The 13,349-nt window shown below is 37.3% G+C and carries 12 protein-coding genes; 8 read left to right on the top strand and 4 right to left on the bottom strand.

Annotated features, from left to right (window positions below):
- Positions 1-71: 71 nt before the first annotated feature.
- Complete coding sequence (locus tag I586_RS03240; protein WP_010764601.1) at positions 72-518, bottom strand: VOC family protein; 447 nt, start codon at positions 516-518, stop codon at positions 72-74.
- A gap of 84 nt (positions 519-602) precedes the next feature.
- Here I586_RS03240 and I586_RS03235 point away from each other — a divergent pair, with 84 nt between their 5' ends.
- From I586_RS03235 to I586_RS03225, 3 genes are all read left to right on the top strand, one after another.
- A complete protein-coding gene (locus I586_RS03235; RefSeq protein WP_010764602.1) occupies positions 603-1,541 on the top strand; it encodes a helix-turn-helix transcriptional regulator in 939 nt (312 codons plus the stop codon).
- Between the two features lie 96 nt (positions 1,542-1,637).
- Positions 1,638-2,237, top strand: a complete 600-nt coding sequence (locus I586_RS03230; protein WP_010764603.1) for an alpha/beta hydrolase — start codon at positions 1,638-1,640, stop codon at positions 2,235-2,237.
- 98 nt (positions 2,238-2,335) lie between these two features.
- Positions 2,336-2,590 (top strand): CsbD family protein, encoded by a 255-nt coding sequence (locus I586_RS03225; protein ID WP_010760943.1) that lies wholly within the window; start codon positions 2,336-2,338, stop codon positions 2,588-2,590.
- 46 nt (positions 2,591-2,636) lie between these two features.
- On the opposite strand, the gene spxB is transcribed toward I586_RS03225, so the two are convergent.
- The gene (gene spxB, locus I586_RS03220) at positions 2,637-4,361 is read right to left on the bottom strand and encodes a pyruvate oxidase (RefSeq protein ID WP_010764604.1); all 1,725 of its coding nucleotides are present in this window, start codon (positions 4,359-4,361) and stop codon (positions 2,637-2,639) included.
- 157 nt (positions 4,362-4,518) lie between these two features.
- Between spxB and I586_RS03215 the strand changes: the two genes are divergently transcribed.
- A complete protein-coding gene (locus I586_RS03215; protein WP_034701726.1) occupies positions 4,519-5,337 on the top strand; it encodes a ZIP family metal transporter in 819 nt (272 codons plus the stop codon).
- Between the two features lie 51 nt (positions 5,338-5,388).
- Here I586_RS03215 and I586_RS03210 read toward each other — a convergent pair whose 3' ends face one another.
- The gene (locus tag I586_RS03210) at positions 5,389-5,847 is read right to left on the bottom strand and encodes an S-ribosylhomocysteine lyase (protein ID WP_010764606.1); all 459 of its coding nucleotides are present in this window, start codon (positions 5,845-5,847) and stop codon (positions 5,389-5,391) included.
- 91 nt (positions 5,848-5,938) lie between these two features.
- The gene (locus I586_RS03205; protein ID WP_010764607.1) at positions 5,939-7,585 is read right to left on the bottom strand and encodes an alpha-keto acid decarboxylase family protein; all 1,647 of its coding nucleotides are present in this window, start codon (positions 7,583-7,585) and stop codon (positions 5,939-5,941) included.
- 358 nt (positions 7,586-7,943) lie between these two features.
- Here I586_RS03205 and I586_RS03200 point away from each other — a divergent pair, with 358 nt between their 5' ends.
- The 4 genes from I586_RS03200 to I586_RS03185 all read left to right on the top strand — a co-directional run bounded on the left by I586_RS03200 (position 7,944) and on the right by I586_RS03185 (position 13,240).
- A complete protein-coding gene (locus tag I586_RS03200; protein WP_010764608.1) occupies positions 7,944-8,999 on the top strand; it encodes an aspartate-semialdehyde dehydrogenase in 1,056 nt (351 codons plus the stop codon).
- A 299-nt stretch (positions 9,000-9,298) separates the two neighbouring features.
- The gene (dapA, locus tag I586_RS03195) at positions 9,299-10,171 is read left to right on the top strand and encodes a 4-hydroxy-tetrahydrodipicolinate synthase (RefSeq protein WP_010764609.1); all 873 of its coding nucleotides are present in this window, start codon (positions 9,299-9,301) and stop codon (positions 10,169-10,171) included.
- A 31-nt stretch (positions 10,172-10,202) separates the two neighbouring features.
- The gene (locus I586_RS03190) at positions 10,203-11,891 is read left to right on the top strand and encodes a ribonuclease J (RefSeq protein WP_010764610.1); all 1,689 of its coding nucleotides are present in this window, start codon (positions 10,203-10,205) and stop codon (positions 11,889-11,891) included.
- A gap of 167 nt (positions 11,892-12,058) precedes the next feature.
- Positions 12,059-13,240 (top strand): AI-2E family transporter, encoded by a 1,182-nt coding sequence (locus I586_RS03185; protein WP_010764611.1) that lies wholly within the window; start codon positions 12,059-12,061, stop codon positions 13,238-13,240.
- Positions 13,241-13,349: the final 109 nt, after the last annotated feature.

The following is a 13,349-nucleotide window of genomic DNA, read 5'->3' as shown; positions in this document are numbered from 1 at the left end:
TTTTTGAAAAGAAACAGCCGTTCAAATGAGCAATCATTTGAACGGCTGTTTCTTTTTCGCGCTGTCGCACATTAACGATTCAATCGTTCATCATGCATCAACTGGATTTGTACGCCAAAGGGATCTTCGAGAATAGCGTAGGCACCACTAAAAATAATTTGATTCAATGGGAGAATGATCTTCACACGCTTATCTGATGTTAAATTAGAATAGAGTGTTTGAATTTCAACTAAGTCTGCACTTTGAATGCATAAGGAAAAATTGTTACCGATTGTAACTGTTTCGGTAGGATCCATTGACTCTTCTGCAATCATTATTTTTGTTTTACCAATTTGTAAAACAGAATGAGAAATAAAGTGCTTATTTTCTTCTGTTAATTGAAAACTAGGATCTCTTTGCGCCATTTCTTCGTATGTCACGACTAGTAATTCTTTAGCACCCAACTGTTTTTTATAAAAAGTTAAGGCTTCTTTAGCACGGCCGTTCATGGATAAAAATATGGCAACTTCTAATGTCATGTGAATTCCTCATTTCTTTTATTTTCTTTGCATGTTTAGTATACTGCTTAAAGGTATCAAAAGATGATACCTTTAGGAGGATTTATGAAAAAAGCAGAGCGTATCAATGCTATGATTCATTTTTTAGCAGATAAGAAGAGTTTCAATTTAAAGGAATTAATGGCCCGATACAATATTTCAAAGAGTACTGCATTGCGGGACATACAATCACTTGAAGAAATTGGCTTACCAATCTTTTCAGAACTGGGCAGGTATGGAAAATATCAACTATTGGATACTCGAATCATTGCGCCCGGTTTATTTACAGAAGGAGAGATTTATGCCTTGTATTTTGCTTTATTGACGCTAAAAGGCTATCAGTCTACACCGTTTAATATGGAAAGTAGCACACTTGAATTAAAATACAATCAAGCGCTCCCGCAAAAACTACAACAAGATCTTTCATTAATGAGTAAAGTCATCACGTTGGAACAAGTTAATCATAGCAACACTAGTATCCATTTAAACGAAATCGTACAAGGAATCCTTCAGGAAACGGTTTTTACAATCGTCTATAACAATCATGAACACACAACACTCATCGCTCAATTTATACAGCTATCTTCTAAGTTTGGCCAGTGGTATGCTAGAATTTGGAACGTAGAAAGCAAAAAAATTCGTGTGATTCGTTGTGATAAAATCCAATCGCTTGATAAAACGATAAATGTTGCGTCAATGCCACTAGAAATCGCATTAGAAAAAGCAAAAAACTTTTACTCAAATGATCAGCTGCTATCGTTTTCTATTAAGGTGGATGAAAAAGGCAAGGACATTTTTTCAAAAGAAAACTATCCGACGATGAAAATCGAAGCGATTCAGGAACATTACCTCATCACGGGACAATACCACAGATCAGAGTCAGAATTTATAACAGACTACTTGTTTCGATTTGGTCAATCAATTCTCCAGATAGAACCGGTACACTTGCAAAAAAGTGTATCAAAAAAAGCGCAGCTTATCGCAAATTATTGGAAGCGATTATAAAATAAGAGGAAGATGACAAAGAAAAGAAAACATGTTAAAATGAATTTCACTTACTAATAGTAAGTTCTTTTGGGAAGTTGAAAGGATGAGCAAATAATGAAGTATCTATTTGAACAAGGGAAACCACAGGGGAAAAAATTATTATTACTCCACGGTACGGGTGGTGATGAAACATCATTACTGGATATTGCTCGTTTCTTAGATGAAGAGGCAACGCTTCTTTCTTTTCGTGGAACAGTACAAGAATCAGGGATGAATCGTTTTTTTAAAAGAAATGGATTGAATCAATTTGACTTAGTTAGCTTAGAAGAAGAAAGCGATCGATTGATCCAAATGATCACAACAGTCAGCGAAGAAAAAAGTATCCCGATAGAAGAGTGGGTGATAGTCGGTTATTCAAATGGAGCCAATATTGCGGCACATCTATTATTGGAACGCCATTTTGCTATTAAACAAGCCATCTTACTACATCCGATGTCTCTAGGCGTGGACACGCAAGAATTTCCACTTTCTGATAAAGCAGTCTGGTTATCTGTGAGTGAGAATGACCCAATTGTTTCCCGAGAAGCCTCAAATCAATTGATTGAACAATTAAAAAATCGACATGTATCGGTTACGATTAGTGCCACCAATTCTGGTCATCAAATAACCATGGATGAAATCAATCAGGCCAAAAAATGGTTGAGTGAACGCTAAATGGGTTGATCATAAAAAACAAAGCGAATCGTTTGTAGCAAGTTAAAAATGATGCTATGCTAGTTATGTAGTATAAATTAACTAGGAGGGATTTTCACATGGCAGATTTAAATGGACGCGTAAATGATGCAAAAGACAAAGTTGAAGGAACAGCGAAAGAAGTTCAAGGTAAAGTAACAGATGATAAAGGCAAAGAGCTTGAAGGCAAAGCACAATCAGCTTTTGGCGATGTAAAAGACAAAGCCCGTGATGCCGGTGATGATATCAAAGATGGCGCTGAAAAATTAGGCGACAAAATCAAAGAAGGTTTTGAAGATATCAAAGAAAAATTCCATAAACATGATGATAAATAAATAAAATAAAGAATAGCAGATGCGGTTTTTACGCATCTGCTATTTTTTATGATAATAACTCTTTCAAAACGGGCATATCATGTACCTCATATTTTTCTTTAAAAGCCTGAATCTCAGCTTCACTGAATTTTCCAGGATCTAAGATTAATTCTTCAACAGGCAATGGGCGAGTATTTCTAATTTTTACATCGATTACAACAGGTCGCTCACTTTGTTTAGCCGCTTCAAAAGCAGGTTCTAGTTGACTATATTCTGTAATCGTAAATCCTTTAGCACCAAGGGCTTCACCTACTTTTCCAAAGTCAGCTCCTTCTAAATAAACACCAAATTTCTTTTGCTCGCTATCTTCTTGTTCCGCTTCAATAAATCCAAAAGAATCATTTGAAAAGACAACATTGATAATCGGCAGTTTGTATTTTACTTGGGTGATAATATCTTGCATGACCATGGCAAATGCGCCATCGCCACTTAATGTGAATACTTGACGATTAGGGTAGCTAAGCTGAGCGGCAATTCCACCTGGGATACCGTTACCCATTGTAGCAAACCAGCCAGAAGTCGTAAATTTTTGTTTGCCGTTCATTTCTAACAAACGAATAGCGTGGATCGTCGTATTTCCAACATCCGTTACAAAAATTGCTTCCTCATCAGCGATTCTTCTGATTTCTTTAAATATTGGTTCCACACGAAGTGGTTGATCTGTTTTATTATCAAAACTTCTTAACCAAGCAACCCAATTTTTTTTGTTTTTTTGATTGGCGTTAAGCCAGTGATCCTCAGGGCGAGATTCGCCTAAGTCAACTAGCCGTTTTAAAGATTCTTTGGCATCTCCTAAAATGGTGACATCCGTTTTATGACGACGTCCAAATTTTGTTGCATCGATATCGATCTGAACAAATTTAGCTTCAGGATTAAAAAAATACTGTGCAAAAGGAAAATCACTACCAGTAAAGACAATCAAATCCGTTTCAGCTAAAGCTTCATTAGCAGGCTTAGTGGCAACGCGCCCAGCAAAACCAAGGAAGTTTTCATAGGCGTCAGGAACGATTCCTTTCCCTAAAACAGCGGAAACAATAGGTGTTGAAAAATGTTCAGAGAATGATCTGATTTCAGGCCATGCCCCACGTGTTCCTTGTCCAATATAAAGGATCGGTTTTTCGGCCGATTCAATCAATGAAACGGCTTTTTTTAAGTCATTATAATGAGGCATAACTAAGCCTGTTCGATAATTTTTGGCAGTAGAAACGTCGATATTTGGAATTTCTTTTGTTCCAAAATCTACTGGAATCGTAACGACTGCAACACCTTTGTTTTTATAGGCGGCTTTGATTGCTTCATCCACAACATGAGGGAGACTTTCCGGAGTCATCACCGTACGGTTATAGACACTTACGTCAGCAAACATGGGATTTTCATTTAATTCTTGAAAAGCATTGTAGTTCATAGAACTTGTAGCTACTTGTCCTAAGAGAGCTAAAATAGGGACATGATCCATTTGCGCATCATATAGCCCATTAATCAAATGGGTGGCACCAGGACCTGCAGAGCCAAAAGCGACACCGATTTTACCTGTTAATTTTGCATCGGCCGCCGCCGCTAATGCGCCAACTTCTTCGTGACGAACTTGAATATAGGTGATTTTATTTTTTTCTTTGTATAGAGCATCCATCGTGGAGTTGAAAGAACCACCAGGAATTCCATAAATATGATCGACGTCCCAACTTTCTAAAACGTTGATCATCGCAACAGCAGCATTGATTGTTTCTGTCATTTTGTTCACTCCATTTCTCGACTTACTTCTATGTTAAGTATACTCCTTCTAAAATGTGGTACCAAATGAAAGCATTTTTAGTTTAGTCATGGTTATAAAAGCATGGGTATGATAAAGTAAAGTTAAGAAAAAAATTGAGGAAGTTGGGGTGTTGATAATAACGAGCTGGCTGTTATCTTTAGAGGCTTGGCAACAAGCATTAGTTGGGACGGGATTTACTTATTTTATGACGGCTTTAGGGGCTGGGTTAGTGTTCTTTTTTAAGGAAATTAAAAAAGATATACTGAATATGATGTTAGGTTTTGCAGCAGGTGTCATGATTGCTGCAAGTTTTTGGTCTTTATTAGACCCAGCGATCAAACAGGCAGAAGAAAATGGCAGTATTGCTTGGCTTGTCGTAAGTTTTGGTTTTGGATTGGGTGGGTTATTTCTTTATATTGCGGATAAAACCTTACCTCACATGCATTTTGGGCCGAACCATGAAAAAGAGGGATTACCAAGTCATTTAAAAAGAACGATTTTATTGGTATTCTCAATCACACTGCATAATATTCCCGAGGGCTTAGCGGTTGGAGTTGCATTTGGGGCAGCAAACTCAGCAGATGATCCGAAAAAAGCTGTTTTAGCTGCGATCTCTGTAGCCTTGGGTATTGGTATTCAAAACTTTCCAGAAGGGGCTGCAGTATCTATTCCATTAAGACAAGAAAATTTGAGTCGAAAAAAAGCGTTCCTTTATGGGCAAGCATCCGGGATTGTTGAACCAATTGCAGGCATCATCGGTGCTGTTTTAGTTACTAAAGTAACGTTGTTGTTACCTTATGCGTTGGCTTTTGCTGCAGGTGCAATGATTTATGTAGTTGTGGAGGAATTGATTCCAGAAGCGCAGCAAACCGTTACAAGTAAACGTCATTTTGCTGTATTTGGTGTGATGCTAGGATTCATTATCATGATGATTTTAGATGTTGCATTAGGTTAAATAAAAGGAGCCGCCCTGCGATTTACGCAGAGCGGCTCTTTTTAAATTATCTTACAAAATTCGTTCAAAAGGATCTAAACTAATTCCTTTTGCTAAAACGATTTTCGCATATTCTTGTGCAGAAAATAAAGAATGGTCTTTATAGTTGCCACATTCTTTTGCAGATACTGCTGGAACGAAATCTGTCTCAGCGATAAAGTTCAATACTTTTACCAAAGCATCACGAATTTCTTTTGGTGAATGTTCATTCCACATGATCATATAAAATCCAGTACGGCATCCCATTGGAGAGATGTCGATGATTCCTTCTAAATGATCACGTAAATTTACTGCTAACAAATGCTCTAGTGTATGAACTGCAGCTGTTGGTAATTCATCTTCATTTGGTTGTAAAAAACGTAGATCATATTTTTCAATTAATACATCACCGTTTTTTTCAGTACCCGCTAAACGAACATAAGGGGCTTTAACTGTATTGTGGTCTAATTCAAAACTTTCAACTCGTGCCATATTATTCACTCCTTCAAATTAAGTAAATGTCGCTTTTAACTATAACAAAATAGTATGGAAAGTCAATAGATGTCGAACGCTAAAGACTATTTTAGCTATTCTGTTTTGCAAAAATCTTTGCTAATTTTTTTAAAAGAACGGGTGCATCGTTTTGATCCATTACAACTTCGATCCATTGTAAGCGATCCACATCTGTTCTAGCGCGCGTCATTGCATTATCTAACTCAATTTCTGTCGATACCTTATACGTTGCCACCGTTTGATCTGTTCCACCAAAGACGAACGGCAATTTTTGGTAATCCCACATCGGAATATCATTATATTGCTCTGTCGCTCCGTGAATTTCTCGTTCAACAGTATAACCATTATTATTGATCACAAAAACGATTGGAGTCAATTTTTCTCTTATGGCTGTTCCTAGTTCCTGAACCGTCAATTGCAATGATCCATCTCCAATAAACAACAGATGTCGGCTTTCTTTATTTGCAATTTGACTCCCTAATGCAGAAGGGAATGTATAGCCAATCGAGCCCCATAAAGGTTGACCGATAAAATGCATGTCTTTTTTTAGCGGAACATTCGTTAAGCCAAAGAAAGAAGTACCCTGTTCGCCGACAACCGTATCACCTTGTAAAAGAAACGATTCAACCATTTGCCAAAACTGTTTTTGCGTTAACTTTTCATCACGGACTTTTGGGGTTGCCAAACGTTTGACTGAAGGCATCTCATCGGTAAATCGAGAAAAGGAAAGTGTTGATAAGGCTGAAACAAAACGATCTAATTGAACGGTTTCCTGTTTTTCTCCGTAAAATAGAACTTCTGTAGACCCAATCGAAATCATTTGTTTTTCTGTAAAACCAAAACTAAAACCTGATGTTGCTGAATCGGTCAGTTTTGCGCCTAAAAGTAAAACCAGATCTGCATGATCCACTCGGTTTTTCATAGACTCATCTGTTGTTGAACCTGTATAAGTTCCTAAATAATGGGCATCTTCTTCATTAAATGCACCTTTACCAAATGGTAGGACTGTTATCGGCAAATTGAATTTTTGAATAAATTGCTCTAATTGATTTTCAATGTGATAACTTAGAATTTCATGCCCAGCAATAACGACTGGATTTTTTGATTGCTTTAATGCGTCTTCCACTTTGGTTAAAATAGCAGTTTCAACGGTTGTTAGTTGATCAGTTGTATGGTTTAAAGGAGTTGTAGGAGCAGAAGCTTTCATTTCAGCAATATCAATAGGTAAATTGATATAAACAGGACGTTTCTCTGTCATCGCAACAGTTAAGACACGATCGATTTCTGATGGGGCATTTTCTGTACTTAAATGAGCAATTGCTGCACTTACTTCTTCATGGATCCGCTCAAAACGCAAGAAATCACCATCACCCAAAGTATGATGGACAAGTTTTTTGTTTTGTTGAACCGTAGTGGTTGGTGAACCAACGATCTCAATAACAGGAATACTCTCAGCATAGCTGCCAGCTAAACCATTGATAGCACTTAGTTCACCCACGCCAAACGTTGTTACCAAAGCTGAAATCCCTTTTGTTCGAGCATATCCATCAGCCATATAAGCAGCATTCAACTCATTCGCATTTCCAATCCATTCCAGATCTTTTCTTGCCGTGATATGGTCTAAAAATTGTAAATTATAGTCTCCAGGAACACCAAAAACCTCATCAATTCCCAATTCCTTTAAACGATCTAGCAAATAATCTGCTACTGTGTACATCTAATCATCCTCCTAAAATTAAAAGCGCGATAAGCTCGTCCAACGTTGACAAAAAATAGGACTAAGGCATTTTTTCCTTTTGCTTATTTTATCGTTTCTAAAAGCGAGCGTATCTGATACTCACAAAAATGAGCTGCAGAGCCAGTATAGAACCGCACAAAAAATTAGTCGACTAAGTTGCTCGAATGATAAGAAAGTCATTAAAGAAAAATTTGAAATGTTATAATTCCTTTTTTTCTTTCACTATTTTGACGAAAAATAAAGTAAAATCAATTTACTTCCTATGTAGTAAAAGACAATATTATGGTAAAATAGGAAAAGCAACTTTCTTCAGGAATTTGAGAGGAGATCAATAAGTATGAAAAAAAAGTATAATGTTGCCGTGGTAGGCGCAACTGGTGCGGTAGGCACTAAAATGATCGAAATGTTAGAAGGAACATCATTACCTATGAATCAGGTAAAGCTTTTGGCATCGAAACGTTCAGCGGGAAAAGAGGTAATGTTTAAGGGAACCCCTCTTATAATCGAAGAGTTAGTACCGGAATCATTTACGGATATAGATATTGCTTTATTTAGTGCTGGAGGAAATATTTCAAAACAATTTGCACCTGAGGCGGTTAAACGAGGGGCTGTTGTAATTGATAATACAAGTCACTTCAGAATGGATCCCGAGGTGCCTTTAGTTGTGCCAGAAGTTAATCCAAACGCATTAAAGCGTCATAAAGGAATCATTGCAAACCCGAATTGTTCGACGATTCAAATGATGGTCGCGCTTGAACCGATTCGCCAAGCCTATGGATTGGATCGATTGATTGTTTCTACTTATCAAGCTGTTAGTGGTGCGGGAATCAACGCGATGGAAGAGTTGAAATCTCAGGCCGTGGCCTATGTTGAAGGCACACCAGCCGATGCTTTAGAGGCTACAATTTTACCGAGTGGTGGAGATAAAAAACATTATCCGATCGCATTCAATGCTTTACCTCAAATCGATGTTTTTGCGGATGCTGATTATACCTATGAAGAATGGAAAATGATCAATGAAACAAAAAAAATCATGGAAGACGATAGTATCAAAGTAGTTGCTACTTGTGTACGTATTCCAGTATTATCAGGACATTCTGAATCGGTTTATATTGAAGTTAAAGAAGATGGATCAAACGTGACGAAAATCAGAGAATTGATTGCTAATGCTCCTGGAGCTGTTTTACAAGATGATCCAAGTCAGCAACTTTATCCGCAAGCCTTAACAAGTATTGACCGTAAAGAAACCTTTGTAGGAAGAATTCGTCAAGATATCGATATCGACAAAGGGTATCATATGTGGGTCGTTTCAGATAATCTATTAAAAGGAGCTGCTTGGAACTCAGTTCAGATTGCCGAAACATTACATGAAATGGATTTGGTGAGAGTTTAAATAGAGTGTAGAGATATTTTGAGGTTTTTTATGACGTGTGTTATCTAGCTCCGTGGGCTAACCTCTATGAAAAAAGATAAAATCTGTTTGTGACGAAGAGCGTCACCATCCTATTTTCCTATTTTTCTACGAGGTTGAACGAGCCCACTACGCTTTTAAATGTTATCTAGTTCTGTGGGCTAACCTCTATGAAAAAAGATAAAATTTGATTGTGGCAAAAAGCGCCACCCTTCTATTTTCCTATTTTTCTACGAGGTTGGACGAGCCCACTACGCTTTAAAATTAGGAGGTAAGTAAGTATGAATTTAGAAAATGCAACGATAATTACAGCAATGGTCACACCTTTTGATGAAAGCGGCGCAATCGATTTTGCTCAGCTGCCTCATTTGGTCAATCATTTGCTTGCTCATCATACAGAAGGAATTATTTTAGCTGGTACAACGGGAGAGTCACCAACATTAACGCATGATGAGGAAATCGAGTTATTCAATGAAGTGATTCGGTTAGTTGATGGTCGCGTGCCGATTATTTGTGGTGTGGGAACCAATGACACACGAGATTCTGTTGAATTTGTAAAAGAAATTTCAGCAATTAGAGGAATCGATGCAGGGTTGGCTGTGGTACCATACTATAACAAACCAAATCAAGAAGGATTATATCAACATTTTAAAGCAATTGCAGAGGCAAGCGATCTACCGATTATTTTATACAATGTACCAGGTCGAACGGTTGCAAGCCTTGATGTAGAAACAAGTTTACGATTAGCTGAATTGGAAAATATTATAGCAATCAAGGAGTGTTCTGGTTTAGATACATTGACTGAGTTGATAGAGAGAGCGCCAAAAGACTTTTTAGTGTATACTGGAGATGATCCTGAAGCATTTTCTACAAAAGCTTTAGGCGGGCAAGGGGTCATTTCTGTTGCAAGTCATGTATTTGGCACTGAAATGTACGACATGTTCCAAGCGTTGGATCATGGAGAAATCAAAAAAGCAGCGACGATTCAGCGTCAATTATTACCTAAGATGCATGCGTTGTTTTCAGCACCATCACCAGCTCCAGTAAAAGCTGTGCTGAACCAGATGGGCATAACTGTAGGTGAGCTGCGTTTACCTCTTGTATCCTGTACTTCTGAAGAAAAAGCGAAAATTTTAAGCATACTGGATCTTTGATTCAGTATGGGAATATAGAGAGGTGAAGTTAGTGAGTACAATAAAAATCGTTCCCTTAGGCGGCGTTCGTGAAAATGGTAAAAATATGTACATCGCAGAAGTGGAAGATGAAATTTTTGTACTGGATTGTGGATTAAAATATCCAGAAAATGAACTACTAGGAATTGATGTGGTGATTCCCGATTTTACGTATTTGGTAGAAAATATCGATCGTGTTGCAGGAATATTCTTAACACATGGTCATGCCGATGCAATTGGAGCATTACCATATCTTTTATCAAAGGTTCATGTACCAGTATTTGGTACGGAGTTGACAATTGAGTTAGCAAAATTAAATGTAGGAGATCACGCAGATTCAAAAGACTTCAATGATTTTCATGTGGTCGATGCACATACCGAAATTGATTTTGCACATGCGACGATCAGTTTCTTCCGTACAACACATACGATTCCAGATTCTATCGGAATCAATTTGAAAACAAAAGAAGGCAACATTGTTTACACTGGTGACTTCAAATTTGATCAAAGTGCGATTCCAATGTACCAAACAGACTTTGGTCGTTTGGCTGAAATCGGTAATGAAGGAGTTTTAGCATTATTGAGTGATTCGTCTAATGCCGAAAATCCAACACAAATCGTTTCAGAACTTCAGATTGCAGACGAAGTTTTTGACACGATTCGATACTGGGAAGGTCGCATTATTGTGGCTTGTGTGGCAAATAACTTACAACGCGTGCAGCAAGTATTGGACGCCGCACATCGTTCTGACCGTAAAATTGTTTTAACGGGTCAAGATTTCCAACGAATTATCAATACTGCAATCAAATTAGATAAATTAAAATTACCAAGTGAAGATTTGATTGTTAGTGTGAAAGATATGAAAAAATATCAAGAGGACCAACTCGTGATTTTAGAAACGGGAACAATGGGTGAACCGATCAAGTCCTTACAAAAAATGGCTACTGGCACACATCGTGTGGTTAAAATCAAAGAAGGCGATCTTGTTTATATCACAACAACGCCAACGACAGCGATGGAAACAGCTGTAGCTAAAACCGAAGATATCGTTTACCGTGCGGGTGGGATAGTGAAACAAATTTCTGATAACATGCGTGTTTCAGGACATGCTAGCCCAAATGATTTACAGCTAATGTTGAACTTGATGAAACCCAAATATTTTGTTCCTATTCAAGGTGAATATCGTCAACTAGCAGCACATGCAGATTTAGCACATGAATTAGGTATCCCTTACAAAAACATTTTCATTACAGGTCGAGGAGATATTCTTGAATACACGAAACAAAAAATGAATGTTGCCGGCAGTACAACCGCTGACAACATTATGATCGATGGAATCGGTGTTGGAGATATCGGAAATATTGTCCTGCGGGATCGTAGAATTTTATCTGAAGATGGTATTTTTGTAGCGGTCGTTACAATCAATCGTCGAGAAAAAAGAATTGTCTCACCTGCTAAAATCACATCAAGAGGGTTTGTCTATGTAAAAACAAGCAAAGACTTGATGAAAGAAAGCAGCAATATCGTAACAGAGATTGTTGAAAAACATCTTGAAAGCAACGATTTTGAGTGGAGTAAATTAAAACAAGATATTCGTGAGCAATTGAGCCGCTACTTGTTTGAACAAACAAAACGTCGTCCTGTGATACTTCCTGTTATTATGGAAGCTACACAACGCAAAGGCCGTAAAGCAGCGAATTAATGGAGAAGATCACTCAGTCGGTTACCTTAACGACTGAGTGATTTTCTGTTTAAATAACGAAATCATTATTTTTTTACAGATAGTTGTTTTTTCGGTACAATAAAGAAGTACGCTATATAAAGTGGTGAAACAGGGTTAGTACACTTTTATTTTAAGGAGGGCTGGGGATGGAAAAGAAACAAGAAACAAGATGGATCAAATTTCTTGGTGGAAAAAATTTATTATTCACATTAGTTGCATTAGTATTATTAGGGGCAGTGATTTTTATTTTTAACCAGGTTGGGTTTATTTTTGGACCAATCGGTGTAGTGTTTAAAACGATTATTGGACCAACGATTTTAGCATTGATTTTATATTATTTATTCAATCCAGTTGTTAACTGGTTAGAACGGCACAAAATAAAACGAGTCTATGGTGTTTCAGCCATTTTCATCATTTTAGTGACATTGATCATTGTGGGTATTATTTTAGTGGTTCCGATTTTACAAAAACAAGTTGACGGATTTATTAAGAGTTTCCCTCAATATATGAATGATCTAAACAAGATGGTTACGAACTTTTTCCATAATTCAGCTTTTGAAAAACCGTTAGCAAATGCGTTGGATGGAATCCAGCGTTGGTTTGATAATGTATCAGATGGCATAGGGAGCTATTTTAGTAAAGCGGTGGAAGGTGCTTCTACGGTATTCTCCACACTAACAGGCTTTGCATTAGTAATGGTCACAGCACCAATTATTACCTTTTTCTTATTAAAAGACGATCAAAAGTTTTTTTCTTTTGTTTTAAATATTATTCCACCACGTTTTAGAAGTGATGCAAAAGAAATTGGCGCAACGATGAGCAGTCAGGTTGGGGCTTATCTGAAAGGGCAGATCTTAGTATCGATTTCGATTGGTGTTTTAACGTTTATTGGTTTTTGGCTAATCAAAGTGCCATATTCTGGAACCTTATCAATCATCGTTGGTGTGACAGCAGTGATTCCTTATATTGGACCGGTGATTGCCTTTATTCCCGCTGCAATTGTGGCGTTGATGGTGTCATTCGGTATGTTTATTAAAATGTCTATAGTTTGGATGATTGTTCAAATGTTGAACGGTCATCTGATCTCTCCACAAGTGATGGGTAAAAAGTTAGTGGTTCATCCATTGACGATTGTGATCGTGTTGCTTGTAATGGGGGATTTATTAGGCATGTTTGGTTTGATTTTCGGTATTCCGATTTATGCGATCGCCAAAGTGTTAGTCACCTATATTTTCCGTAAATTTAAGCAACGTTACAATCAGTTTTATGGAGATAGTGGTAAATATGAAGATACTAAATTTTCGAAGGAAGAATATTTAGACGAATAAATAAAAAAACGATTCGACCCAAAATATCAGCAAACAGTATGCAGATGTTGAGCGGTTTGATCGTTTTTTTAAGAATAGTAGCAACCGTTGTTGTCCATCTATAAAAAAA

The sequence above is a fragment of the Enterococcus moraviensis ATCC BAA-383 genome (assembly GCF_000407445.1).
GTDB lineage: Bacteria > Bacillota > Bacilli > Lactobacillales > Enterococcaceae > Enterococcus_L > Enterococcus_L moraviensis.
Note: the sequence above shows the minus strand (reverse complement) of the source record. Positions and strands in the feature narration are given on the sequence as shown.